We start from the raw sequence: 23235 nt of genomic DNA, 5'->3' as shown, positions 1-23235 counted from the left end.
GTGCCGGCGACACCACGGCCCCGGGCACCGACACGGGCACCGGTGAGGGCACTGCCTGGGTCCCCGGCGAAGTCGGCGCCACCGGTGGCGCCCCGGCGCCCCCCGGCGACCCGGGCGCCCTGCCCCAGGACCCGGGGACTCCGTAGCCGCCCCACCAGGCCGGGCCCGGTGCACCGGACGCACCGGGCCCGACCGGTGCCCGCCGATCCGCCGGTTGGGTGTCGTGATTCCGGGTGAACGGGCGCGGCGCGTCGGTACGGTGGGCCGCCAACCGTCGCCGCGGACGGCTAGGACGGGGGGATGCGTCCTCTTCCCCTGACCGCGCTCCTGGCGGTTCCGCTAGTCCTCCTCCCCGCCGCCGTCCCCGCGCAGGGGGCCCAGGCCGCCCGTCCCTGGCCCCTCGGAGCCGCTGCGCCCGACGGTTCGACGGAGCCGCTGCCCGAGTACCGGTACACCGGGGCCGGGTTCGACGCCTGCTCGGCCCCGCCGGTGGAGGCCCTGTACGTCTGGCGCGTCGCCTCGCCGTACGGCGCGGTGAACATCTACAGCAGCGGCGGCCAGCGCGGCTGCGAGCAGCCCCGGCTGACGCCGCAGTGGGTCGCCACCGTCCGGGCGATGGGCTGGAAGCTGGTGCCCACGCACGTCGGGCTGCAGGCACCCTGCGCCCAGCGCCCGGACAAGCCGCTGCGGATCGACCCGGACCGGGCCGAGGAGCAGGGCGGCGCGGAGGCGGGCGAGGCCGCGGCGGCGCTGGGGGAGCTGGGCCTGGGGCCGGGCAGCCCGGTGTACCTCGACATCGAGGCCTACCCGGTGGGCGACCCGGTCTGCAGCCGGGCGGTGGTCGACTTCACCGTCGGCTGGACCAGGGGCCTGCGGGCGGCCGGCTACCGGTCGGGCTTCTACTCCAGCACGGACTCCGGCATCGCGGACCTGGCCGCCGCCGCCCGCTCCGGCCGCGCCCCGCTGCCCGACGCGCTCTGGTACGCCCGCTGGGACGGGCGCCCCACCGTCAGCGGACAGGCCGGGCTGCCCGACGACCTGTGGGCCGGCCACCGCATCCACCAGTACCGCGGCAGCGCCGACGAGACGTACGGCGGGGTGACGCTCAGCGTCGACCCCGACGCCCTGGACGGACTGGTGGCGGGCGGCTGAGCGGTGCGGATCTCGCCACAGCGGGCGCGCGTCAGCGCTCCGGCCGTTCCGCCAGCGCGGGCAGGACCTTGTCCAGGGAGATCGGCAGGTCCCGCACGCGCACGCCGCAGGCGTGCCACACCGCGTTCGACACCGCGGCGGCCGTGCCGACGATGCCGATCTCCCCGATGCCCTTGGACCCCACGGCGTTGACGTGGGGGTCGTGCTCGGCGAGCCAGTGGGCCTCGATCGTGCCGACGTCCGCGTTGGCCGCGATGTGGTACTCGGCGAAGTCGTGGTTGACGACGTGACCGGTGCGGGGGTCGAGCACGCTCTTCTCGTGCAGGGCCATGGACAGCCCCATCGTCATCCCGCCGACGAACTGCGACCGCGCCGTGCGCGGGTTGATGATCCGGCCCGCGGCGAACACGCCCAGCAGGCGCGGCACGCGCACCTCCCCGGTGTCCAGGTGGACGTGCGCCTCGGCGAACTGCGCCCCGAAGGCGTGCATCGCGTGGCGCTCGTCGGGCGGCCCGACGGTGCCGGACGCCTCGGCCCCGTCCGGCGGCTCGCTCCCGTACCTGGCGCGGAAGGCACCCGCTGCCTCGACCACGGCCGAGCCCCAGGTCGTCATGCCGGAGGAACCCCCGGCCACCGAGGCCATCGGGTAGTCGGTGTCGCCGATCCGCACCTCCACCCGGTCCACCGGTACGCCGAGGGCGTCCGCGGCGATCTGCGCCAGCGTGGTCCACGTACCGGTGCCGAGGTCGGCCGCGCCGATCTCGGCGACGTAGCGCTCCCCCTCCCGCCGGACCGTCGCCGTCGACTTCGGCATGCGGCTGACCGGGTAGGTGGAGGCGGCGACGCCCGTGCCGACGAGCCAGTCGCCGCGACGGCGCACGCCGGGCCGCGGATCGCGCCGCGACCAGTCGAACCGCGCGGAGCCCTCCCGCAGGCACCCGACCAGATTGCGGCTGGAGAAGGGCTTGCCCGAACCGGGCTCGACGCCGGGCTCGTTGCGGATCCGCAGTTCGACCGGGTCCATCCCCAGGCGCTCGGCCAGCTCGTCCATGGCCACCTCGGGGCCGAACATGCCGGGACACTCGCCGGGGGCGCGCATCCAGGACGGCACCGGGACGTCGAGGGCGGCGAGGCGGTGGGTGGTCCGCCGGTTCGGCGAGGCGTACATCATCCGCGCGGGGACACCGCTCTGCTCGGCGAACTCCTTGATGCGCGAGGTCAGTTCGACGACGTCGATGGCGACGGCGGTGAGCCTGCCGGTGCGGTCCGCAGCGAGGCGACAGCGCTGGATGGTCGGCGTGCGGTAGCCGGTCAGGGAGAACATCTGCTGTCGGGTCAGGGCCAGCCGCACCGGCCTGCCGGGCACCGCGCGGGCGGCCATCGCGGCCAGGACCACGTTGACGTGCGGCTGCCCCTTGGACCCGAACCCGCCGCCGACGTACGGGCAGACGACCCGCACCCGCGCCTCGTCGAGGCCGAACACCGACGCCAGGACGGCCCGGGTCGAATGGACGCCCTGGGTGGAGTCCCACAGGGTGAGGAGGCCGTCACCCGCCGGCTCCCACAACGCCGCCGTGGCGTGCGGCTCCATCGGGTTGTTGTGGTACATCGCGGTCGTGTACGTCTCCTCGACGCTCACCTCCGCGGCCGCCATCGCGGCGTCGACGTCGCCCTCGGCGGTGTCGGTGGGGAAGTCCGGGTTCACCGTCTCCGGCGCGTACAGGTCCTCACGGTCGGCCCGCAGCTCGGCGTCGTGCTCCTGCTGCGCGTACTCGACCCGCACCAGAGCCGCCGCCTGCCGCGCCACCTCGGAGCTGTCGGCGACGACCAGCGCGACGACCTGGCCCCGGAAGGCGACCTCCTCACCCTGCAGGGCCGCCAGCTCCCGGTCCTCGGTGGACGCCAGCCGCTCGGCCGTGCCGGGGGTGAGCACCGCGACCACACCGTCGAGGGCTTCGGCGGCCGCGGTGTCCAGCGCCGTGACGCGGCCCCGGGCGATGGTGGCCTGGACGGCGTGCAGGTGGGCGGCGTTCACCAACGGCGTCTCGTGGGCGTAGGTGGCGGTGCCCAGGACCTTGACGGCGCCGTCCCGGCGGGGCAGGTCGCGGCCGACGGCTCGGGGTTCGCTCGGGAACGTCATCGGGGATCCTCTCCGACCAGGTCGCGCAGGGTGGCGGTCAGGGTGCGGCGCAGCAGCGGGATCTTGAAGGCGTTGCCGCCGTCCAGCCCCTCGGCCGGCCGGGCGTCGGCGAGTTCCGCGTCCGCCGCGGTCCGGTAGCTCCGGTCCGACGCGGAGGAGCCCCGCAGCGCCTCCTCGGCCCGGTGGGCGCGCCACGGGACGTGCGCGACGCCGCCGAACGCGATCCGCGCGTCCACGATCACGCCGTCCTCGACCTCGACCGCCGCGGCCACGCTGACCAGGGCGAACGCGTACGAGGCGCGGTCACGCACCTTGCGGTAGGCCGATCGGCGGGCGATCGGCCGCGCCGGCAGGTCGATCGCGGTGATCAGCTCACCGTGTTCGAGCACCGTGTCGCGCTCGGGAGCGTCGCCGGGCAGCCGGTGCAGGTCGACGAAGGGGATCGTGCGCTCGCCGGCCGGGCCCAGCGTCCGCACCCGGGCGTCGAGCGCGGCCATCGCCACGGCCAGGTCGGACGGGTGGACCGCGAGGCAGTGCTCGGACGCGCCGAGGATCGCGTGGTGCCGGGTCCACCCTCCGACCGCGGAACAGCCCGAGCCCGGCTCCCGCTTGTTGCACGGTGTCGTGACGTCCTGGAAGTAGACGCAGCGGGTCCGTTGCAGCGGATTGCCCCCGACGGTGGCCATGTTGCGCAACTGCCCCGACGCGCCCGACAACAGCGCCTGCGACAGCACCGGGAAGCGCTCGCGCACCCGCGGGTCGGCGGCGAGTTCGCTGTTGCCGACACCCGCGCCGATCCTGAGGGTGCCGTCGCCGAGCTCCTCGATCTCCGCGGGCAGCACACCGGCGAGGCCGACGACCAGAGCGGGTTCGACGATGCCGAGCTTGAGGTGGTCCACCAGGTTCGTACCGCCGCCGAGGAACACCGCGTCCGGGTTCCCGGCGACGCTGCGCACGGCGTCCGCGGCGTCCGCGGGCCGGAGGTAGTCGAAGGGCTTCACCCGGTCACCCCCGGGCCGGTCGGCCGCCCGGCCGGGGACGCCCCGGCCGCCCGCAGCACCGCGGTCACGATGTTGACGTAGGCCCCGCAGCGGCACAGGTTGCCGCTCATCCGCTCGGCCACCTCGGCACGGTCCAGCCGCGGCGCCCCCGGGCCTTCGGTGGCGGCACTCGGCCAGCCCATCGCGAACTCGTCCAGCACCCCGACCGCGGAGACCACCTGCCCCGGAGTGCAGTAGCCGCACTGGAGCGCGTCGCAGTCGATGAAGGCCCGCTGCACCGGATGGAGGCCGCCGTCGGCCTGCTGTTCGCCGGCGGTGGTCGGCTCGGCGGTGGTCGGCTCGGCGGCGAGTCCTTCGGCGGTGACCACCTCGGCGCCGTCCTGGGTGACCGCGAGCGTGAGGCAGCCCAGCACGCGCCGCCCGCCGGACAGCACCGTGCAGGCGCCGCACTGTCCGTGGTCGCAGCCCTTCTTGGGGCTGGTGATCCCGAGTCGTTCCCGCAGCGCGTCGAGCAGCGTCGTGCGCGTGTCGACGGTCAGCCGACGCGCGGTGCCGTCGACCTGAACGGTGATTTCCCTCTGCATCGCACGACAGTCCCCTGCCCCGGCCACGCCCACACGGCACATGGCGCCGCGTCACACCGGTGGCAGCAGGACGGTGGCGCAGCGACAGGGGCCGGGGCGTCGTCGAGGCGGGCGCCATCAGGTGGTCCGATCACCCGTCCACTACGATGATCGTTTGCTCAGGGCCGGCCGACCGGAGGAAGGGTGGCGCCGGCGACGCCGCCGGAGAGGGTGTGACCGGAGCGGTGGGACGGCAGCTGCGCTCCCCGTCCGGCGCCTGACCACGGTCCGGCGCCTGACCACGGCCGCACGCACGAGAACCGAACGGGGAAAGGTCGACAGACATGACCACACAGACCGGCAGCGTCACCGAACAGTCTTCGGCGGACCCCGCCGACCGCGCGTCGTCGCGGCGGCGCCTGCTGCGGATCGGAGCCGGAGTCGTGGGCGGCGGTGCCCTGCTCGGGGCCGCGGCCGGGGGCGGGATGCTCGCGGGCTGGCTACCCGGCGGGGTGACGCTGAAGAAGGCGCTGGGGATGACCGGGACGGACGGCACGGTGCCGGACGCGGCACCAGGACCCGTGCACGTCGAACAGGTGCGCTCGACGGCGCGGAACCGGGAGGTCACGATGGTGACCATGCTCCCGCCCGGCGCCGCGGCGAGTACGAACCTGCCGGTCTGCGTCCTGCTGCACGGGCGCGGGAGCGACGCGAACGGCATGGTGGCGCTCGGGGTGCCGCAGTTCCTGGCGGCCGCGGTCAGGGACGGCGTGCCGCCGTTCGCCGTCGTCGCGGTGGACGGCGGGGACGCCACGTACTGGCACCAGCAGGCCCCTGGCGGTGACGACCCGCAGGCGATGCTCCGCGAGGAACTCCCCGGCTGGCTGCACGCCCGCCAACTGCCCACGCCGCGCGCCGCGATGGGGATCTCGATGGGCGGCTCGGGTGCCCTGCAGTACGCCGTCGGACGCACCCTGGCCGGCCGCAACCTGGACGCCGTGGCACTCCTCAGCCCGGCCGTCTTCCGCACCTGGGCGGACGCCCGCACCACCGGCGGGTACGCCGACGAGGCGGACTGGAAGGCCCACGAGCCGACGCTCCGGCTGGACCAGGCGCAGGTCGGCACCCTCGGCGTGTGGTGCGGTCAGGAGGACCCGTTCTGCCCCGCCGCCCGCCAGGTCGCGCGACAGGTGCGGGCACGGGAGCAACGGTTCCCCGACGGGGAGCACACGGACGGCTTCTGGCGGCGGGTGCTGCCGGACGCGATGACCGTGCTGGGACGCGCGCTCACCACCACCTGAGCCGGCCCGCCGCCCCTCAGCCGTGAGCGGTGTGTCGGCCGACGCGGAAGGGCGGGCGGGGGACTGGCCGTCCCCCGCCCGCCTGGAACGGGTTCAGCGCCGGAACAGGCCGGTCAGCACGTCCCACCAGCTGCGCCGCTGGGCCGGGACGGTCGCCGCCGGGGCGGGGGCGGCGGCCTCCGCCGCCCGGGCGGCGAGCTCCCGCTCCTCCTCCGCCCGCTCCTCCTTCGCCCGCGCCCGCGTCGCCCGCTCCGCCTCCGCGACCGACTCCGGGTCCGGCTCGATCTCGTGCGCGGTGAACTCCACCGGCAGCGCGGTGAGATGGCGCGAGATCCAGGCCGAGGTCCAGGTCAACTCCTCCTCGGGGACGGCGAGTCGGAGGTCCGGCAGCAGGGTGAGCAGGATGTCGATCCCGGCCTCGGCGATGTGCCGGCCGATGTCCTGCCCGGGGCACTCGTGCGGCCCGGCGCCGAAGGACAGGTGCGAGCGGTTGCCGTACAGCGGGGTGGACAGATCGGGCCGGACCACCGGGTCGACGTTGCCCGCCGCGAGGCCGAGCAGCAGGAAGTCGCCGGCCTTGATCTGCTGTCCGCCGAGCTCGGTGTCGGCGGTCGCGCAGCGTCCGGCCACCAGGGACATCGGCGGGGAGTCCCAGAGCACCTGGTCCAGCGCCTCGCCCAGGGTCATCTGGCCGCCGGAGAGGTGGGCGCGGAAGCGCGGGTCGGTGAGCACCATCTTCAGCGAGTCGGCGATCAGGTTGACGGTGCTCTCGTTGGCGGCCAGCAGCACCGCCCGCAGGTGCTCCATCACCTCGTCGTCGGTCAGCTCGGCCGGGTGGGCGAGCAGTCGGCTGGTGAGGTCGTCGCCGGGGCTTTCGTGCTTGATCGCGATGGTGCGGCGCAGGCTCGCCACCACGTACTCGTTGCTGGCCACCGCCGTCTCGGTGCCCTTCACCAAGTCCCGGGCGGCGTCGACGAGTTGCGGCCCGTACTCGTCCGGCATGCCGAGCAGCTTGGTCATCACCAGCATCGGCAGGTGCTCGGCGAACTGGGTGATCAGCTCGGCCTGGCCGGTCGGCCCGAACAGCTGGACCAGGTCGGTGGTGAAGCGGCGGACGTGGCGGCGGATGCCGCGCCGGTCGAAGCCGTTCAGCCCGTCCAGCAGGGCGTTCCGCAGCCGGCGGTGCTCCTCGCCGTCGGCGAACACGCAGATCGGCTGCCAGGCGACCACCGGCAGCAGTGGGGAGTCGGGCGGGATCTCGTTGTTGCGGAAGGCGCTCCACAGCCGCGAGTCGCGGGAGAACAGCGAGGGGGTGCGCAGCGCGGTGATGTTGGCGGCGTGGCCGAGGATCAGCCAGGCCCGGTGGTCGCCGTGCAGCAGCACCGGGGCGACGTCGCCGTACTCGGCGCGCAGCTTCTCGTACAGGCCCGCCGGGTCGGCCTCGGCCTCCGGGCCGTACAGCCGGCGCAGGCCGCCGGGGCCGATCGGCTCGACGACGTGCCGGTGGGCGGGGCAGCCGGGCGGTGGGACGGGGGCGGCGGCGCCGTCGGGGAACGGGGTGGTCACAGGGTCTCCGGTCGTTCGGAAGAGGTGCGAAGGGCTCAGCCGGCGGGCGGCGCGGCCAGTTCGTAGAGGTAGTGCATGAGCGTCATCAGGGTGTCCCGGCTGGATTCGCGGCTGCGCGCGTCGCAGGCGACGATCGGCACCTCGGGCGGCAGGTCGAGCGCCTGGCGCAGCTCGTCGAGCGGGTAGGTCGGCGCCTCGGGGAAGCCGTTGACGGCGACCACGAAGGGCACGCCGCGGTCCTCGAGCCGTCCGATCACCTCGAAGCTGACCTCCAGCCGGCGGGTGTCCACCAGCACCACCGCGCCGAGCGCGCCCTCGAACAGGCCGTTCCAGAGGAACCAGAACCGCTCCTGGCCGGGGGTGCCGAAGACGTACAGCACGAGCCTGTCGCTGATGCTGATCCGGCCGAAGTCCATGGCCACCGTGGTGGAGGTCTTGCGTTCGACCCCGGTCGGGTCGTCCACGCCGACCCCGGCCTGGGTCATGGTCTCCTCGGTGGTCAGCGGGCGGATCTCGCTCACCGCGCCGACCAGCGTGGTCTTGCCGACGCCGAAGCCGCCGACGATCACCACCTTGACCGCCGTGGTGACGGTGTCGGGCAGCAGGTCCGCGCTCGCCGGTCCGACGACCGTGTCAGAGCCGCTGAAGTCCATGGATCACCGCCTCCAACAGGGCACGGTCGGGGAGTTCCGCCGCCGGTACGGCGGCGCGGGCCTCGATCCGCCCGTCGTCGAGCAGGTCCGCCAGCAGGACGGTGACCACGCTCGTGGGCAGTTCGAGGTAGGCGGAGACCTCCGCCACCGAGAGCGGCGAGCGGCACAGCCGCAGGATCGCCGCGTGCTCGGGCTGCATGGCGGGGGTCGGTTCCGCGAGGGAGACGATCAGGGTGACCAGGTCGAAGACGCCCGGCCCGGAGGGGCCGCTGCGGCCGCGGGTGATCACGTACAGGCGATCGGGCTCGGGTCCGTCCCAGCCGCCCTGCTCGGCGGTCATGTCACTGCCTCACTGTGCTCGTTCATGTGCCCGCCCGGGCGGGGACCGTGGTCGGGCGGTTCATGCGACCACCTCGGGGTTGCGCGGCGGGGCGGACAGGTGCTCGCCGATCCGGTCCACCAGGTCGCGCATCTGGTGGCTGACCAGCCCGGCGTCCACGCCCTCGTCGGCGAGCACCGCGAGGTAGGCGCGGTCACCGGCCGACATCAGGTAGAAGTAGCCGCCGTCCACCTCGATGACGACCAGCTTCATCGCGCCGTTGCCGTGCGGGAACTCGTGCCCGACGGCGGCGGCCAGGCTCTGCAGTCCGGCGCAGGCGGCGGCCAGCCGGTCGGCGGTGTCCGGGTCGGCGCCGTACTGGGCGATCCGCAGGCCGTCGGCGGAGAGCACGATGACGTGGCGCACGTACGGGACGCTGTGTGCGAGGTCGTTGAGGATCCAGTCCATGTTGCTGCGGTGCGGAATCACTGCTCGCCTTTCCCTGCCGTCTCTTCACTGGTCTGTCCGGCGCTGTTCGGTGCGGTGCTGCTGGTTCCTGCGGCGCCCGTCTCGCCCGTGCCGGCGCTGCCGGTGCCCTTGTAGCCCTCCATGAACGCCTCCAGCCACAGGCCGGGCTGCTTCTTGGGCCGGGCCGACGGGGCGGCCGGTCCCGCCGCGGGTCCGGCGGTCGGGCCGTTGGGCTGGGCGGTGCCGCGGGCGGGCGCGGAGAAGACGGCCCGGCCGGTCGGCCGGCTGCGGCGGCGCTGCGGCAGGCCGTTGGCGGTGCGCTCGGTGACGATCACCTCGTCGTCCCCGGCGCCGGGGCCGGATTCCCCCCACGGGTTGGTCGAGCCGTAGGACGGCCCGACGCCGGCGGACTTCCCCAGCCCGGTGGACGCTCCGAGCCCGCCGGACGACCCGGCGCCGGCCGAGGCGGTCCGGGCGCCCCAGGGCCGGGCGGGGGCCGCGTGCCGGGGCGGGTTCGCCGGGAGCGGCCGCGGGCCGGAGAAGGCGCCGATGCCGTGCGCCCGCCCGGTCGGGGGAGCGGTGGTGAGCAGCTCCTGGGGCACCACCAGGACCGCCCGCACACCGCCGTACGCGGAGCGGCGCAGCGACACCTGGAAGCCGTACGCCTGGCAGAGCCGGCCGAGGATGGCGAAGCCCAGCCGGGGGGACTCGGTGAGGTCGTCGAAGTCCTTGGAGACCATGGCCTCGCGCATCGAGCGCTCGGCCCGGGCGCGCGCCTCGTCGGTGAGCCCGAGGCCGCCGTCCTCGACCTCGATCGCGATCCCGCTCTGCACCTCGGAGGCGCTCAGGTGGACGTGGGTGTGCGGCGGGGAGTAGCGGGTGGCGTTGTCGAGCAGCTCGGCCACGGCGTGGATCAGGGGTTCGACGGCCGGTCCGATGACCGAGATCTGGGTCACCGGGTGGAGGTCGACCCGCTGGTACTCGAGGATCCGGGACATTCCGCCGCGCAGCACGCTGTAGAGGGCGATCGGGCGGGTCCACTGGCGGCCGGGCCGGGCGCCGGAGAGGACGGCGATGGAGTCGGCGAGGCGGCCGACCAGGGCGTTGCCGTGGTCGAGGCGCAGCAGGTCGTCGAAGACCGCCGGGTCGTTGCCGTGCCGGTCCTCCATCTCCCGCAGGTCCTTGGCCTGGCGGTGGATGATCGCCTGGACCCGGCGGGCCAGGTTGACGAAGGCGCGCTCGGCGGAGTCGCGCCGGCTGACCTCGTCGTCGACGGCCTGGGCGATGCCGCGCACCACCAGCTCCAGCGCGTGGCGGAACTTCCGTGACAGCAGCGGGTTCGGGCGCTGGAAGGGCTGGAGCAGCACGTCGATGGACGAGCCGTAGCGGGCGCCGCCGACCAGCCGGCGCAGCTCGCCGGCGGCCATCCGCCCGATCTCGTCCTCCTGGGCGGCCAGCCTGCGCTGCAACTCGTCGGTCCGCCGGGCGTGTTCGTCGCGCAGCTCGGCCAGGGCGCGGCCGCGGCGGGCGGACTCGGCGGCGACCACGGCGACCAGCACGGTGGCCGTCGCCCCGCACCACAGCACCTGGGCCCGGGCTCCGGCCGACACCACCGCCGCGGCGACCGCCACCGCCGCCGCCGTCACGGCCGTGGGCAGTATCCAGCCGAGCAGGGGCGCGAGGCGCCGTCCGGCGGGTGACGATCCAGCTCGAAGCATTCGGCATCCTCAAACGATCGGAACGGAACGGGGACGGGCGACGACCGGCTCCGGAGGCGTGCTGCAGCATAACCAAGTTCAGGACATCCTGACCGAAACTCAAAACTACTGTGCGTCAACCGACTTGTGGCAACTTGCCGGACATGCCCGACATCTCGCACGCCGGTCGCAGTCCAGGTCGGCACCGCCCGGTCACCAAGGCTTCTCGCCCGGACGCCCCCGCGCCGGGAACCCGGTCAGGATTCGCCCGTGTGAAGGGTTTCCGGCCCAAGTCGCCACGCGTGGAGGCGAGTTCGTGCTAGGGGCGGTCCCGTCACTCGTGTGGGGGGCGCTGAGGGGCGTATAGCAACAAATGTTGCTCACGGGGGCAATGTCTGTTGACACTTAGCGCGCCCGCTTCCTAGAGTGCGGGGTCATGGACGTGAACGATCTCGGTCGTCGAGTGGCGGCGGACGTGGCCGGTGGCGGCGGCCTGGACGGCCTGCAGCGGCTCTCGGGGGTGATCGAGGCCCTGGAGGAACGGCGCACCGACCTGGTGGAGGAACTGCGGCGCGGCCGGGAGGCGACCTGGGAGGAGATCGGCCGGGCCTGCGGGATGACCAGGCAGGGCGCGACCAGGCGCTGGTCCGGCCGGCTGCGGGCCCGCTCCTTCGGCCTCGCGGCAGCCTCCTACCAGCACGGCCGGCCCGGCTACCCGCAGGCGCTGCTCGGCTCGGCGGTGCCCCGCGAGGCCCGCCGGGTGCTCGATCTGGGCGCCGGGACGGGCCAGTTGACCGGACTGCTGGTCGACGCCGGACTGGACGTGGTCGCGGTGGAACCCGACCAGGGCATGCGCGACCGGCTCGCCGCCGCCGTGCCCAGGGCGGCGGTGCGGGCCGGCTCCGCCGAGCACATCCCGCTGCCCGACGCCAGCGTGGACGCGGTGGTGGTGGCCCAGGCCTGGCACTGGTTCGACCAGGCGGCGGCCGTACCGGAGATCGCCCGGGTGCTCGCCCCCGGCGGGACCCTCGCCCTGGTCTGGAACGTCCGGGACGAGACCGAGCCCTGGGCCGCCGCCCTCGGCGCACTGATGCACCGCTGCGACCGTCAGCAGATCGACACCGCACCCGTCCTGCCCGCCCCGTTCGGTGCGCCCGAGCGGCTGGAGATCCGCTGGGAACACCCCACCACCCCGGCCGGGATCATCGACATGGTGGCCTCCCGCAGCTACGTCATCGCCCTGCCCGAGACCGACCGCGCCCGCCTGCTGGCCGACGTCGAGCACCTGCTCGCCACCCACCCCGGCCTGGCCGGCCGGGAGGAGATCGCCATGCCCTACCTGACCAGGTGCACCCGTGTCCGCCTCGGCTGAGCCCGCCGTCCTGGTCCGCCGCCTCGGCATCGCGGACGCCGAACCGTACCGGGCCTTCCGGCTCACCGCCCTGCGCGAGACGCCGAGCGCCTTCACCTCCGGCTACGCCGAGGAACGCGCCAAGCCGATGGCCGACACGATCCAGCGGTTGGCCGGGGCCGAACACGGCCCGGGCGCCCTGCTCGGCGCCTTCGACCCGGACGGCACCCTGGTCGGGACCGCCGGACTGCGGGTGAAGCAGCGCGGCCAGGAGCGCCACAAGGCCACCCTGTACGGCATGGCGGTGGCCCGCGCGGCCGGCGGCCGGGGGATCGGCCGCACCCTGGTCGACCGGGTGCTCGCCGTCGCCGCCGAGGACGGGCAACTGCAGCAGGTGCTGCTGACCGTCTCCGAGGGCAACGAACCGGCCCTGCGGCTCTACACCGCCTGCGGCTTCGAGGTGTGGGGCCGCGAACCCCGGGCCGTCCTGGTGGACGGGCAGGCCGTCGCCAAGCTGCACCTGGTGCGGCTGCTGCCGGCGCCGACGGTCTGACAATTGTCATGGTGCGGGGGTGTGGCAGCACACTGCCGCCCGCCCCCGCCGGGCGGCCACGATGAGTCCATGACCTCCACCGACCTGCACCACCCCGACAACCGCCGGGCCTTCCGCACCGTACGGCGACTCGTGCTCGCCTACCTCGGCCTCAGCGCGCTCACGCTGGTGGCCGCCTTCGCCCTCCGCGACCACACCGACCTCATCACCCCGGCGGTGTGGGTCCGCGGCACCATCGTCCTGGCCGGCGCCACCGTCGCCCTGCTGCTCACCGTCCGCGCTGCCCGCGGCTCCCGCGGCGCCTTCCGGCGGCTGCGGATCGTCTCCGGCGCCATGCTGGTCGCGATCGCGGCGATCATCGCCGTGCCGGGGGTCTTCCCGGTCTGGATGAAGATCGAACAGGGCCTGTGCGGCCTCGCCCTGCTGGGGGTGGCCGTGCTGATCAACGGACGGCAGCTGCGTACGCTGTTCGCCCAGCCCTGAGGAGGGACACAGGAGTGACCGACCTCGACCGCGAGCACACGCCGGCCTCCGCCCACCGCTGGGCGGGCGGCTGGCGGCGGATCCTGCTGGGCACCGGGATGCTGGTCTTCCCGGCGCTCACCGCCGTGGCCGTGAGCGCCGACGTCGTCGGGTCCGCGGCGGTCGCCGGGTACGCCGTGGTCATCGCGTTCTGCCTCTGCTACGTGCTCCTCGCGCTGGCCCTCGGAACCGGGCGGCGGAGCTTCGTCAAACCGCTGCTGGCGGTGATGACCGCGCTGTTCCTGGCCTCGCTGCCGTTCGCCCACGCCGACGCCTTCTACCTGGCCACCGTGGTCGTCTCCGTGGTCGCGGTGCTGTGCCGGAGGCACACCCTCCCGGCGGTGGCCGCCGGCACGCTCGCCGCCCTGCTGGTGCCCTGGGCGGTGCCCGCCTGGCACACCGGACCCGGCGGATTCCAAGCGCTGGCCCTGCTGTTCACCTCGCTCACCTGCGGAGCCTTCGCGGAGATCGCCGCCACCAACCAGGCCCTGGTCGCCGCCCGGGCGGAGGTCGCGCGCCTCGCCTCCGAGGCCGAGCGCAACCGGATCGCCCGCGACCTGCACGACCTGCTCGGCCACTCGCTCACCGCGATCACCGTCAAGTCCCGCCTCGCCCAACGACTCGCGGCCAAGGGCCCGGACCAGGCGGTGGCGGAGATGACGGCCGTGGAGTCGCTCTCCCGCCAGGCCCTGGCCGACGTGCGCGCCGCCGTCACCGGCTACCGCGAGGTCACCCTGGCCGGCGAACTCGCCCGCGGCCGCGAACTGCTGCGCGCCGCCGGGGTGGTGGCCGACCTGCCCAAGGCGGCCGACGCGGTCGGACCGGAACACCGCGAACTGTTCGGCTGGGTGGTGCGCGAGGGCCTCACCAACGTCGTCCGGCACGCCCGGGCGACGCGCTGCTCGGTGCTGCTGACCGCCACCTCGGTGGAGATCCGCGACGACGGCCCGGGCAGCGCCGGGCTCGGCCCCGTCGGTACCGGCAAGGGGCTGACCGGGCTGCGGGAACGGGTCGCGGCGGCGGGCGGTACGGTCGAGGCCGGCCCGCTCGACCCGCGCGGCTGGCGACTGCTGGTCACCGTCCGGGACCCCGACCCCCGCCCCGAAGGGACGACATGACGATCCGCCTGCTGCTCGCGGAGGACCAGGAGCTGGTCCGCACCGCACTGCGCGCCCTGCTCGACCTGGAGGACGACTTCGAGGTGGTCGCCGCGGTCGGACGCGGCGACCAGGTGGTCGAGGCCGCCCGCGAGCACCGGCCGGACGTCGCCCTGCTGGACATCGAGATGCCCGGACTCGACGGCCTGGCGGCCGCCGCCGTCCTCGCCCACCAGGCGCCCGACTGCCGGGTGGTCATCCTCACCACCTTCGGCCGCGCCGGCTACCTGCGCCGCGCCATGGAGGCCGGAGCGCTCGGCTTCGTGGTCAAGGACGCCCCGGCCGAGGTGCTCGCCGACGCCATCCGCCGGGTCGCGGCCGGGGAGCGGGTGGTCGACCCGGAACTCGCCGCCGCCACCCTCGCCGCGGGCGCCTCCCCGCTCACCGCCCGCGAACGCGACGTCCTCGACGCCTCCCGCTCCGGCGCCGGAGTCGCCGAGATCGCCGCGAAGCTCTACCTCTCCGAGGGCACCGTCCGCAACTACTTCTCCTCCGCCATCGCCAAGACCGGCACCCGCAACCGCACCGAGGCCCTCCGCACCGCCGACGAGCGCGGCTGGCTGTAAGGCGTTTCGACAGCGGCTCGACACCGGCCCGGACCGCGGGCGGGCCCGGGGACGCGCGGGGAAATCGACTGGTCGTGGTGGACGGGGCGAGCCAGACTCCATGGCCATGGACGGCACCATCGCACAGCGGGTCAGTGAGCTCGACGCGGATTCGACCGAAGTGGCCGAGGACGCCCAGTACGCGCTGATCGCCAGGGGTCCCGAGGTGCTGGACGAGGTGATGGCGGCAACGCCCGGTCTGGGGAGGTTCGGGCAGCTCTGCGCCATCGAGGTCTTCACCGCGCTGAACGACCCGCGCCCGGCGGACGTGCTGATCGGCCTGCTGGTCAGCGACTGCGACACCGTGCGCCAGTGGGCCGCCGAAGCCCTGGCGAAGCTGGGGATCCGGCGTGCCGTGCCGGCCCTGCGACGAGCCCACGAAGCCTTCCGGCGACGAGGTGAGGCCCCCGACCACAGCGAGGGAGCGGCGCTTCGCCGGTCACTGACCGCGCTCGGGGCCCGCGAGCCGGTACTCCCGGCCCGGGCCGCCGCGCTGCGGGCCGCGTCGGCGGACCCGGACCCGGTATGGCCGACGGTTCACCTCGCCGAAGCCATCGAGGACCTCGCGGTGCACGGCCAGGCGGTGCTCGATTTCCAGGTGTGGCAGCGGCGCGTCGACGGGACCTTCGGATACCACCCGGGTCCGGGCATCGACTGGGACGTCGACCGGCGGAAGCCCTGGGCCGAGATCGTGGCCCACTGCCGGGACTGGGCCCTGCTGGCCGCCGAAGCCACCGACCGGGCTCCCGACCTGGTGGCGGCGATCGACTGGATCGACGCCTCGGACCTGTGAGGGCCGCCCCGGTGGGGGACTCGAACGGGTTTTGGCCTCCGGTGAGCCGGTTAGACGCACGACGCCGAGGGAACCAGGAGGCCCCGCGCGGGCGCTGGGCCCCGGCCGTCGGCGGAAGGATCCCGGAGGAGGAGGACATGACCGGCCCGCACAGCCAGGAGGACCGCGGCGAGCCGACGGTCCGCCGATTCGCGGCGGGCTCGTTCGCCGGGGTGTTCGCGGTGACGGCGGTGGTGCTCGCGGTGCTGGCCGCCGTCCTCCCCGTCGACGGCGTGACGACGGGCTTCTGCGCCCTGGCGGCCCTGCTGTTCGCGCTGCTCGCGGTCGGCACGACGGTCGAGCGGGTGGTCGTCCGCCGCCGGTCGGACCGCCCGCGGCACGGGGGAGGGCCACCGGTGCGAGACTCGTAGGGGGAAGGAGTGAAGGGCGGAACCATGACTGGGGACATCGGGATCGAAGCACTGGGTGACCACGAGTACCTCGTGAGCTTCCCCGCCGCCGGCGAAACGGTCCTCTCCCGCTTCCAGGCCACCGACGCGACCCTGGAAAAGCTGAGCCCGGCCCGCGCCGACGAGCAGCGGATCGTCGCGGAGACCGCCGTCTACCTGTCCGAACGCCAGCAGACGGCCGACCTCCCGCCGATGATCGACCTCGACGACGTCGCCGCGGCCTACGGCGACGACTACCTCGAGGAACTCGGACGTCGTCTCGCCACCCTGTGACTCAGCGTCGCCGTACGCCCGTTCGGCCGGTGGGCGGTCGCGGTTCGGCGGTCGGCCATGGCTGACGGGACGGGCGACAGCCGGGCCCAGGGGCCGGTGGTGTGGGCGCTGGCCGTACGCCAGGCGGCGCAGGGCCCGCCGGTCGCGGAGCTGATCGTGGAGGTCGGCGCGAACCTGCACGCCGACCTGGTGGAGGCCGCCGTCGACAGCGGCTTCACGGTCGCCGCCGGCGAGCCCCCGGCGACGACCGGCCTGATCGAGGTCGCGGACGGACGGGTGGAACGGCTGGTGCTGATCGGCGGCCGCCAGGGGTGGGAGCCGGGCTCACGGGTCGAGGTGTCGCCCCGCTGGCTGGCGGCGGCCGAGGGGCGGGGCGAGGCGGTGGTGGTCGTCGTGCCGCCGCAGGACCGGCCGGTCGGGCCGGGCGAGGAGGACCTCGGGGCGCGCGTCGAGACCTTCACCCGCTGGGTCGAGGAGCAGCGGCTGGCGGGCCGCGTCCTGCACGGGGCGGTGTCGGTGCGCGGCTGGGCGTGAACGAGGGCCGGGTCCGCTGCCCCACGCTGCCAGGCTCGCCGACCGGCGGGCAAGCGAATTCCGCGGACGAAGCACGGCGGAGGTTCCGGGCCCGGGCCGGTGTCGGGGAGGTCGGCGGGCACCTGTATGTTGATCAGTCACCGAGCCCGTCGCGGTCCGTCCGGGGGTGTTGACGCGCGGGTCCGGCCCGGACCGGCGCCCGTCCCGCGCGGGGCGGGCCGCTTTTGCCGGGGGGTCCGGAACGACCACGGCCCGGCGGCTGAACGGCCGCCCATCGTCCCGACGTTCCCGAAGGATCCCGCATGACCGTTCCCGTCCCGCCCGACAGCCCGCAGCCCGCGGAGGATCCGGCCGACGTCGACCCGTGGGCGCCGCCGGACCCGGGTGCGGGTGCGGCGCCGGGCCGGGGCGAACCCACGGTTCCCGCCCCGGCTCCTGTTCTCGGCGCGGCCCCTGTTCTCGGCGCGGCCCCCGTGCTCGGCGGGGCGCCCGGTCTCGGCGCGGCCCCCGGCGAGCGCCCGGCCGCGCCGTATTGGCCGCCGTACCCGGTACCGGGGCCGCCGCCCCGCAACGGCCTCGGCGTCGCGGCCATGGTGCTCGGGATCGTCGGTACCGCCCTCAGCCTGGCCGTCCTCCTGTTCTGGCTCTCCTGGCTGCCGGCCCTGCTCGCCCTGATCTTCGGGATCATCGGCCTGGGTCACGCGCGCAGGGGCGTGGCGACCAACCGGGGGATGGCGCTCGCGGGCGTCATCCTGGGCATCACGGGACTGGTCGTCTCGGTCGGCGCCGGGGTGTTCGTGGTGGCCCGGGTGAACGCGGTGAACGAGGAGCGCAGGGCCGAGGCGGACGCCGCGCGCCTTCGCGCCGAGAACGCGCAGCGGGCCGCGGAGGAACGGGCGGCGAAGGAGAGGGAGCGGCTCGAGGCCGCGCGGAAGAAGATCGAGGCCGAGCGGGAAGCGGCGGCCGCGGACGAGCGGGCCCGGCGCCTGGCGTTCGGCCAGTCCTACACCTACGCGGACGGGCTGAAGGTCACGATGGCGGCGCCCGAGCCGTACGTCCCGAGCGAGACCGTGTTCGAGGCGCCGAAGGACGCGACGATCGTCCAGGTGAGGATCACCGTCGTCAACACCGGATCCAAGGAGGTCTCGCTGTACGGATCGGGGCTGCCCTTCGTCCACGACGCCAAGGGCGGCCTCGTCACCTCGCTGATCGACGGGAGCGGCCGGATGAAGATCCTCAGCGGCTCGCTGGCCCCGGGTCAGGAGGCCACCGGGCTGTCCGCGTACGCCCTGCCGAACAATGCGGCCGACCCCTTCTCCGTCGAGTTCGACTACGGCAGCGGGCTGCAGCGCAAGAACGTCATCTGGACCGGCGCCCCCAGCTGACCCGGGGTCTCGGGTCCGGGGCCGGGGGGCGCGGCCTGACGACCGGTCGGGCGGTGGTGTGACCCGTCCGGCGCAGCGCGGCGCGCGGGGCGGCCGGGGTGCTGCGATCTTCGGAGGGCACCCGGCCGTGCCCGACCGCCGGGTCCCGTCGTCCCGAGACCGTGGAGGCCCGGATGTGGCAGGCTCCCCCCGCCCCCGTCAGCCGTGAGTGGCTTCCGGTGCTGGACATGCCGGCGCCCGGCCCGCAGAACCGGTGGACGGTGCTGCTGCGCGTCCTGCTGCTGATCCCGCAGTTCGTGGTGGTGTGGGTGCTGTCGGTGGTGGCGTTCTTCGTCACCGTCATCGGCTGGTTCGGCGCGCTGGTGCTCGGCCGGCTGCCCGGCTTCGTCGCGGACTACCTCTCCGCGTACCTCCCGTACGACACCCGGGTCACCGCGTACCTGATGCTCACCGTGGACCGCTACCCGCCGTTCCGGTTCCAGGCGCCCGAGTACCCGGTGCAGGTCGGGCTGCGCCCGGGTGAGCTGAACCGGCTCGCCGTGCTGTTCCGCATCGTCCTGGTCATCCCGGCGTCGATCGTGCAGGGCCTGGTGAACGCGGGCTGGTGGCTGGTGGCGGTCATCATCTGGCTGGTGGTGCTGATCCTCGGCCGGATGCCGCAGGCGCTGTACGAGGCGACCACGGCGATCCTGCGCTACCGGATGCGCTACCTGGCCTACCTGGTGATGCTCACCTCCGCCTACCCCAAGCGCCTGTTCGGCGAGGAGCCGGGCAGCGAGCCCGAGCCGGTCTCGGCCACCCGCCCGCTCGTCCTGAGCGGCGCCGGGCGCGGCCTGCTCGTGCTGTTCCTCATCCTGGGCGTGGTCTCCTGGGCGACGAGCTCCGTCACCGCCTCGGTGAACTCCGGCGACAACAACGACAACGACGACTACGGCAACCCGACCCAGCGCGTCATCGCCCCCCTCGTCCCGGGCCCGGGAGCCGTCCGGTAGTCGTGCGGTTCTCCTCGGCTCGACGTTCCGGGGCGCCGGAGCCGCTGTCGGAGGCGGCTGCGAAGATCACGCCCATGGATCTCGCTGACGCCCTCGCCGGTCTCGACGCCCACCCCTGGGCTTCCCTCTCGCACGCCTACGGCTCCGCAGAGGACCTGCCCGACCTGCTGCGCGCCTTCGCCGAGGGCGGGGAGGAGGCGGAGGAGGCCCGCGAGGAGCTGTACTCGGCCATCCTCCATCAGGGCACGGTGTACTCCGCCAGTGTGGACGCCGTGCCCTTCCTCGCCCGGATCGCGGCAGCCGGCTGCGAGGTGGTGGAAGTGCTCCTGCTGCTCGGCGGGTTGGCCGAGTCCGATGACGAGTGGCAGATCCCGGACGGCGCCGTCCGGGCCGCCGTGGTCGGCCAGCTGCCGCTGCTGCTGCCGCTGTTGGCCGACGAGGACGCGGACGTCCGGAGCCAGGCGGCCTCGGTCGTCGGCCGTACCCGGGGCGCGGACGGCGCCGGGGCCGCCCTGTCCGCGCTGCGCGGCCGCTGGTCGGTCGAGGAGGACCCCGGGGTGCGGGCCGAACTGCTCATCGCCATGGGCCGGTTGGACCCCTCGGGAGCCGTCGGCCAGGCCCGCGCGCTGCTCGGCGACGCTACCCCGAGGCCGCTGCGGCTGGCGGCGCTCATGGTCGCCCTGCGGGCCGGGGAGCCGTGGAGCGACGCCCACCACGCGGCCGCGCTCGGCGTCGTGCCCACCCGTGAGCTCACCGTCGACCGATACAGCATGTACCACCGCGAGCTGCTGCCCGCGATCGTCGAGGACCTGCTGGACCGCGGCACCGAGGCCGACCGCGAGGGCGCCTTCGCCCTGCTGGAGGCCGCCCTGCGCGACCAGCGCCCCGCGGTGCGCACCGAGGCCCTGTGGGCGGCCGACGAGGCCGTCGACCGCTCCCGCAGCGCCCCGCGGCGGCTGGTCCCGGCCATCGCCCGGCACGCCGCCGATGACACGGCCGCGAGGCTGCTCACCAAGCTCGGCCCGCTCGCCGCCGAAGCCGCGCCCGCCCTGGCCGAACTCGCCGAGCAGTCCGACGAAAAGGCGGCCGACCAGGCCCTGGCCGTACTCGTCCGGGTCGCACCCCGGCAGGCGGCCCCGCTGCTCGCCCGCGACCTCGCCCGCCGCCCGCGCGCCCTTGAGGCCGCCGGAGGCTTCCGGGCCCCCGAATTCCCCTTCGACGCGGGGTTGTTGGCCGCCGTCCGGGAGCGGCTGGCCGCCGACGGGCTCGGCGACTCCGAGACCATCAGCCTGATCCATCTGCTGCGCACGTGGGGGCGGCAGGCTGCGGCCGGCCTGCCCGAGTTGTCCGCGGCCCTGCCCCGCCACCAGTACGCCGCCACCGCCATCGCGGCCGTGGCCGCCGACCTGGGCGCGGCGGTGGAACGGGCGCAGGCCGTCGCGTCGCTGCGGGCCGTCGCCGGGCCGGTGCCCGTGGCATGGGCCCACCACCAGCTCACCGGCGAGACCGATCTGCTGCTCGCCGCCGCGGCCGAGGGGCTGGCCTCGCGGCGCGACCTCGCCGAGGCCGTCCGGGCGGCCGCCGACCTGGGCACGGCGGCCGTCGGACTGCTCCCGGCCCTGCGCGCGGCCGTCAGCCAGGACGCCGAGGCGACCACTCCGCAGCTGGACGCCGACATCGCGATAGCCACCGCCCTCTGGCGGATCGAGGGCGACGCCGAGGAGGCCATGCGGATCCTCGGCTCCGTCCTCGACCGGGCCGGCGACCAGATGTGGTTCCGCTGGACCGTTCTCCGTGCCGTCGAGGCCGCCGCCCTCCTCGGCCCGGCGGCCCGGCCGTTGGTCCCTCGACTGGAAGAGCTGCTCGCCAAGCCGGGGAAGGCGCCCGCCGCCGTCCTCGCCCTGCTGCGGATCACCGATCCGGACAGCGCCGAGCTCGGCCAGTTCGCCGAGATCGCCCTCGACTCCATCGACGCGGGCTTCGCCGTCGACGACGCCTGCGAGGCGCTCCGGGAGATCGGCGCCGACGCGCTGAGTGCCCGACAGCGGCTGCGCGTCGCCGAGTTCGTCGACGGTGACCGACGCGCCCTCGGCGCCGGTGGGGTGAACGACGTCGTCCGCGACGACGAGGCGCTGCGGGCGCTGCTGGCGGCCCGCTGATCCCGGGGTGGCCGCCGAGCTGCTCGGCGGCCACCCTTGGGCTCACGCCAGGCGCAGCACCAGCTTGCCGGTGTTCTCGCTGCGGAACAGCATCCCGAGGGTCTCCGGGAAGTCGGCCACGGTGCCCTCGACCAGGTGCTCCTTGACCTTGATCCGGCCCTCGCCGATCCAGCCGGCGATCTCGGCCGCCGCCTGGGCGTAGCGGCGGGCGTAGTCGAAGACCACGAAGCCCTCCATGCGGGCCCGGCGCACCAGCAGCGACAGGTAGTTGGACGGGCCCTGCACGGACCCCTCGTTGTTGTACTGGCTGATCGCGCCGCAGACGACCACCCGGGCGTGCATCGCCAGCCTGGTCAGCGCGGCGTCCAGGATCGGGCCGCCGACGTTGTCGAAGTAGACGTCGATGCCGTCCGGGGCGTGGGTGCGCAGTGCCTTGCGGACGTCCTCGGACCGGTAGTCGATCGCCGCGTCGAAGCCGAGCTCCTCGGTCAGCAGCGCGCACTTCTCCGGCCCGCCGGCGATCCCGACCACCCGGCAGCCCTTCACCTTGGCGATCTGTCCGACCATCGTGCCGACCGCCCCGGCGGCGCCGGAGACCACCACGGTCTCGCCCTCCTTGAGCGCGCCGACCTCCAGCAGACCGAAGTAGGCCGTCATCCCGGGCATCCCGAGCGCGCCGATGTAGGTGGACAGCGGCGCGAGTGCCGGGTCGACCTTGAGCGCTCCCTTGCCGTCCGACACCGCGTAGTCCTGGACCCCGAAGGCCCCCACCACGTGGTCGCCGACCTGGTACTCCGGGTGGTTCGACGCCACCACCTCGACCACCGACGCGGCCCGCATCACCTCGCCCAGCCCCACCGGCGGCAGGTAGGACGGCCGGTCGTCCAGCCACCCGCGCATCGCCGGGTCGAGCGACACGTACCGGGTCCGCCCCAGGAACTCCCCGTCCCCGGGCACCGCCACGGGCTCCTCCCGGTACTCCCAGTCCTCCGGCCGCACCTCGCCGACCGGTCGACGGGCGAGGCGGATCTGGCGGTTGACGTCGGTCATGGCATCTCCTGGGGCGTACTCGGTTCTCCGCATGGACAGGTGCCCGATTCTAAGCAAGCGCTTAGTCATATGACTAGAGAATGTCCGGATTCAGATGGTCATGCGGCGAGGGTGCAGGGGTGGGGTTTCGAGCACCGATAGTCTCTCCGCCGGGTCGCCCCCGTGCGCGGGAACTGGCGCCACTTCTACCTGCCCGACATGGCAGTTCTGCCCGAAGAGCTCTTCGAATCCGAGGGGGCGTTGCTGCCTGACCAGACGCTCCTGGTGGTCGAAGTGACGTCGCCGTCGAATGCCGACACCGACCGAACCGTGAAGCGCCGTCGGTATGCGCAGTACGGTGCGCCGCTGTACTTGTTGGTGGACCGGATGGAGCGGACCTGCACGCTCTTCTCCCAGCCGGGCGATCTCGGCTACACACGGGTCGAGGGGCCGCGCCCCTTCGGCACGACCGTGCGGCTCCCGGCTCCCTTCGAAGTGGACCTCGACACCAGCAGGTTCTGACACGGCCCGAGCGGCGCGCCCCCGTACAGGGCGTGCGAGGAGCTGGACGGC

Annotated in this window: 23 protein-coding genes and 1 pseudogene; 15 read left to right on the top strand and 9 right to left on the bottom strand. The window is 74.4% G+C overall.

What is annotated here, in order from left to right; translation table 11 throughout:
- The first annotated feature begins 300 nt into the window (after positions 1 to 300).
- Entirely contained in the window at positions 301 to 1152 is an 852-nt protein-coding gene (locus ACWCYO_RS32635) for a DUF1906 domain-containing protein (protein WP_449786239.1), read from the top strand.
- A gap of 31 nt (positions 1153 to 1183) precedes the next feature.
- Here ACWCYO_RS32635 and ACWCYO_RS32630 read toward each other — a convergent pair whose 3' ends face one another.
- Genes ACWCYO_RS32630 through ACWCYO_RS32620 form a run of 3 tightly spaced genes read right to left on the bottom strand, consistent with a single transcriptional unit; the run spans position 1184 to position 4877 of the window.
- Entirely contained in the window at positions 1184 to 3292 is a 2109-nt protein-coding gene (locus tag ACWCYO_RS32630; RefSeq protein WP_449786238.1) for a xanthine dehydrogenase family protein molybdopterin-binding subunit, read from the bottom strand.
- Positions 3289 to 4293 carry an FAD binding domain-containing protein gene (locus tag ACWCYO_RS32625; protein ID WP_270140319.1) on the bottom strand — a complete coding sequence of 335 codons (1005 nt, stop codon included), beginning with the start codon at positions 4291 to 4293 and terminating at the stop codon, positions 3289 to 3291. Before ACWCYO_RS32625 ends, ACWCYO_RS32630 begins: the two co-directional genes overlap by 4 nt.
- Positions 4290 to 4877, bottom strand: coding sequence for a (2Fe-2S)-binding protein (locus tag ACWCYO_RS32620; RefSeq protein ID WP_270140317.1), 588 nt, complete (start codon positions 4875 to 4877; stop codon positions 4290 to 4292). Before ACWCYO_RS32620 ends, ACWCYO_RS32625 begins: the two co-directional genes overlap by 4 nt.
- 323 nt (positions 4878 to 5200) lie before the next feature.
- Between ACWCYO_RS32620 and ACWCYO_RS32615 the strand changes: the two genes are divergently transcribed.
- The gene (locus ACWCYO_RS32615) at positions 5201 to 6157 is read left to right on the top strand and encodes an alpha/beta hydrolase (RefSeq protein ID WP_449786237.1); all 957 of its coding nucleotides are present in this window, start codon (positions 5201 to 5203) and stop codon (positions 6155 to 6157) included.
- 93 nt (positions 6158 to 6250) lie between these two features.
- On the opposite strand, the gene ACWCYO_RS32610 is transcribed toward ACWCYO_RS32615, so the two are convergent.
- The 5 genes from ACWCYO_RS32610 to ACWCYO_RS32590 are packed head-to-tail and all read right to left on the bottom strand — an operon-like array spanning position 6251 to position 10881.
- Positions 6251 to 7723, bottom strand: a complete 1473-nt coding sequence (locus ACWCYO_RS32610) for a cytochrome P450 (protein ID WP_270140314.1) — start codon at positions 7721 to 7723, stop codon at positions 6251 to 6253.
- 35 nt (positions 7724 to 7758) lie between these two features.
- A complete protein-coding gene (locus ACWCYO_RS32605; RefSeq protein WP_270140312.1) occupies positions 7759 to 8376 on the bottom strand; it encodes a GTP-binding protein in 618 nt (205 codons plus the stop codon).
- Positions 8357 to 8716 carry a DUF742 domain-containing protein gene (locus tag ACWCYO_RS32600; RefSeq protein WP_270140310.1) on the bottom strand — a complete coding sequence of 120 codons (360 nt, stop codon included), beginning with the start codon at positions 8714 to 8716 and terminating at the stop codon, positions 8357 to 8359. Before ACWCYO_RS32600 ends, ACWCYO_RS32605 begins: the two co-directional genes overlap by 20 nt.
- A gap of 60 nt (positions 8717 to 8776) precedes the next feature.
- The gene (locus ACWCYO_RS32595) at positions 8777 to 9163 is read right to left on the bottom strand and encodes a roadblock/LC7 domain-containing protein (RefSeq protein WP_197698027.1); all 387 of its coding nucleotides are present in this window, start codon (positions 9161 to 9163) and stop codon (positions 8777 to 8779) included.
- Positions 9164 to 9180: 17 nt separating this feature from the next.
- On the bottom strand, positions 9181 to 10881 hold the full coding sequence (locus tag ACWCYO_RS32590) for an ATP-binding protein (protein ID WP_449786236.1): 1701 nt from the start codon (positions 10879 to 10881) through the stop codon (positions 9181 to 9183).
- A gap of 415 nt (positions 10882 to 11296) precedes the next feature.
- Here ACWCYO_RS32590 and ACWCYO_RS32585 point away from each other — a divergent pair, with 415 nt between their 5' ends.
- From ACWCYO_RS32585 to ACWCYO_RS32530, 12 genes are all read left to right on the top strand, one after another.
- Complete coding sequence (locus ACWCYO_RS32585) at positions 11297 to 12232, top strand: class I SAM-dependent methyltransferase (protein ID WP_270140305.1); 936 nt, start codon at positions 11297 to 11299, stop codon at positions 12230 to 12232.
- On the top strand, positions 12216 to 12764 hold the full coding sequence (locus ACWCYO_RS32580; RefSeq protein ID WP_270140303.1) for a GNAT family N-acetyltransferase: 549 nt from the start codon (positions 12216 to 12218) through the stop codon (positions 12762 to 12764). Before ACWCYO_RS32585 ends, ACWCYO_RS32580 begins: the two co-directional genes overlap by 17 nt.
- A 69-nt stretch (positions 12765 to 12833) precedes the next feature.
- The gene (locus ACWCYO_RS32575; RefSeq protein ID WP_270140301.1) at positions 12834 to 13247 is read left to right on the top strand and encodes a hypothetical protein; all 414 of its coding nucleotides are present in this window, start codon (positions 12834 to 12836) and stop codon (positions 13245 to 13247) included.
- A gap of 14 nt (positions 13248 to 13261) precedes the next feature.
- Positions 13262 to 14404 carry a sensor histidine kinase gene (locus ACWCYO_RS32570; protein WP_449786235.1) on the top strand — a complete coding sequence of 381 codons (1143 nt, stop codon included), beginning with the start codon at positions 13262 to 13264 and terminating at the stop codon, positions 14402 to 14404.
- The gene (locus tag ACWCYO_RS32565) at positions 14401 to 15009 is read left to right on the top strand and encodes a response regulator transcription factor (protein ID WP_449786234.1); all 609 of its coding nucleotides are present in this window, start codon (positions 14401 to 14403) and stop codon (positions 15007 to 15009) included. Before ACWCYO_RS32570 ends, ACWCYO_RS32565 begins: the two co-directional genes overlap by 4 nt.
- A gap of 106 nt (positions 15010 to 15115) precedes the next feature.
- Positions 15116 to 15841, top strand: a complete 726-nt coding sequence (locus ACWCYO_RS32560; RefSeq protein WP_449786233.1) for a HEAT repeat domain-containing protein — start codon at positions 15116 to 15118, stop codon at positions 15839 to 15841.
- A 137-nt stretch (positions 15842 to 15978) separates the two neighbouring features.
- On the top strand, positions 15979 to 16251 hold the full coding sequence (locus tag ACWCYO_RS32555; protein ID WP_270140296.1) for a hypothetical protein: 273 nt from the start codon (positions 15979 to 15981) through the stop codon (positions 16249 to 16251).
- A 24-nt stretch (positions 16252 to 16275) separates the two neighbouring features.
- Positions 16276 to 16563 (top strand): hypothetical protein, encoded by a 288-nt coding sequence (locus ACWCYO_RS32550; protein ID WP_449786232.1) that lies wholly within the window; start codon positions 16276 to 16278, stop codon positions 16561 to 16563.
- 57 nt (positions 16564 to 16620) lie between these two features.
- Positions 16621 to 17097, top strand: a complete 477-nt coding sequence (locus ACWCYO_RS32545) for a hypothetical protein (protein ID WP_270140294.1) — start codon at positions 16621 to 16623, stop codon at positions 17095 to 17097.
- A 302-nt stretch (positions 17098 to 17399) separates the two neighbouring features.
- On the top strand, positions 17400 to 18482 hold the full coding sequence (locus ACWCYO_RS32540) for a DUF4190 domain-containing protein (RefSeq protein WP_449786231.1): 1083 nt from the start codon (positions 17400 to 17402) through the stop codon (positions 18480 to 18482).
- A gap of 173 nt (positions 18483 to 18655) precedes the next feature.
- Entirely contained in the window at positions 18656 to 19474 is an 819-nt protein-coding gene (locus ACWCYO_RS32535) for a DUF4389 domain-containing protein (protein ID WP_270140291.1), read from the top strand.
- Positions 19475 to 19548: 74 nt separating this feature from the next.
- A complete protein-coding gene (locus tag ACWCYO_RS32530) occupies positions 19549 to 21633 on the top strand; it encodes a hypothetical protein (protein ID WP_449786230.1) in 2085 nt (694 codons plus the stop codon).
- A gap of 42 nt (positions 21634 to 21675) precedes the next feature.
- On the opposite strand, the gene ACWCYO_RS32525 is transcribed toward ACWCYO_RS32530, so the two are convergent.
- Positions 21676 to 22683: an NADP-dependent oxidoreductase gene (locus ACWCYO_RS32525; protein WP_449786229.1), complete on the bottom strand. Its 1008-nt coding sequence runs from the start codon at positions 22681 to 22683 to the stop codon at positions 21676 to 21678.
- Positions 22684 to 22842: 159 nt separating this feature from the next.
- On the opposite strand from ACWCYO_RS32525, the pseudogene ACWCYO_RS32520 reads away from it, so the two are divergent.
- Positions 22843 to 23184: pseudogene (locus ACWCYO_RS32520) on the top strand (Uma2 family endonuclease); the annotation flags it as partial.
- Positions 23185 to 23235 lie beyond the last annotated feature (51 nt).

The organism is Kitasatospora sp. NPDC001683, from assembly GCF_053596495.1.
The sequence above is the reverse complement of the archived record's forward strand: the minus strand, read 5'-3'. Positions and strand labels throughout refer to the sequence as shown.

Bases quoted from the DNA above. Each gene is read 5' to 3' on its own strand.
- ACWCYO_RS32635 (WP_449786239.1), top strand. From the start codon at position 301: ATGCGTCCTCTTCCCCTGACCGCGCTCCTGGCGGTTCCGCTAGTCCTC.
- ACWCYO_RS32630 (WP_449786238.1), bottom strand. From the start codon at position 3,292: ATGACGTTCCCGAGCGAACCCCGAGCCGTCGGCCGCGACCTGCCCCGC.
- ACWCYO_RS32620 (WP_270140317.1), bottom strand. From the start codon at position 4,877: ATGCAGAGGGAAATCACCGTTCAGGTCGACGGCACCGCGCGTCGGCTG.
- ACWCYO_RS32615 (WP_449786237.1), top strand. From the start codon at position 5,201: ATGACCACACAGACCGGCAGCGTCACCGAACAGTCTTCGGCGGACCCC.
- ACWCYO_RS32605 (WP_270140312.1), bottom strand. From the start codon at position 8,376: ATGGACTTCAGCGGCTCTGACACGGTCGTCGGACCGGCGAGCGCGGAC.
- ACWCYO_RS32600 (WP_270140310.1), bottom strand. From the start codon at position 8,716: ATGACCGCCGAGCAGGGCGGCTGGGACGGACCCGAGCCCGATCGCCTG.
- ACWCYO_RS32595 (WP_197698027.1), bottom strand. From the start codon at position 9,163: ATGGACTGGATCCTCAACGACCTCGCACACAGCGTCCCGTACGTGCGC.
- ACWCYO_RS32590 (WP_449786236.1), bottom strand. From the start codon at position 10,881: ATGCTTCGAGCTGGATCGTCACCCGCCGGACGGCGCCTCGCGCCCCTG.
- ACWCYO_RS32585 (WP_270140305.1), top strand. From the start codon at position 11,297: ATGGACGTGAACGATCTCGGTCGTCGAGTGGCGGCGGACGTGGCCGGT.
- ACWCYO_RS32575 (WP_270140301.1), top strand. From the start codon at position 12,834: ATGACCTCCACCGACCTGCACCACCCCGACAACCGCCGGGCCTTCCGC.
- ACWCYO_RS32565 (WP_449786234.1), top strand. From the start codon at position 14,401: ATGACGATCCGCCTGCTGCTCGCGGAGGACCAGGAGCTGGTCCGCACC.
- ACWCYO_RS32560 (WP_449786233.1), top strand. From the start codon at position 15,116: ATGGACGGCACCATCGCACAGCGGGTCAGTGAGCTCGACGCGGATTCG.
- ACWCYO_RS32555 (WP_270140296.1), top strand. From the start codon at position 15,979: ATGACCGGCCCGCACAGCCAGGAGGACCGCGGCGAGCCGACGGTCCGC.
- ACWCYO_RS32550 (WP_449786232.1), top strand. From the start codon at position 16,276: ATGACTGGGGACATCGGGATCGAAGCACTGGGTGACCACGAGTACCTC.
- ACWCYO_RS32545 (WP_270140294.1), top strand. From the start codon at position 16,621: ATGGCTGACGGGACGGGCGACAGCCGGGCCCAGGGGCCGGTGGTGTGG.
- ACWCYO_RS32540 (WP_449786231.1), top strand. From the start codon at position 17,400: ATGACCGTTCCCGTCCCGCCCGACAGCCCGCAGCCCGCGGAGGATCCG.
- ACWCYO_RS32535 (WP_270140291.1), top strand. From the start codon at position 18,656: ATGTGGCAGGCTCCCCCCGCCCCCGTCAGCCGTGAGTGGCTTCCGGTG.
- ACWCYO_RS32530 (WP_449786230.1), top strand. From the start codon at position 19,549: ATGGATCTCGCTGACGCCCTCGCCGGTCTCGACGCCCACCCCTGGGCT.
- ACWCYO_RS32525 (WP_449786229.1), bottom strand. From the start codon at position 22,683: ATGACCGACGTCAACCGCCAGATCCGCCTCGCCCGTCGACCGGTCGGC.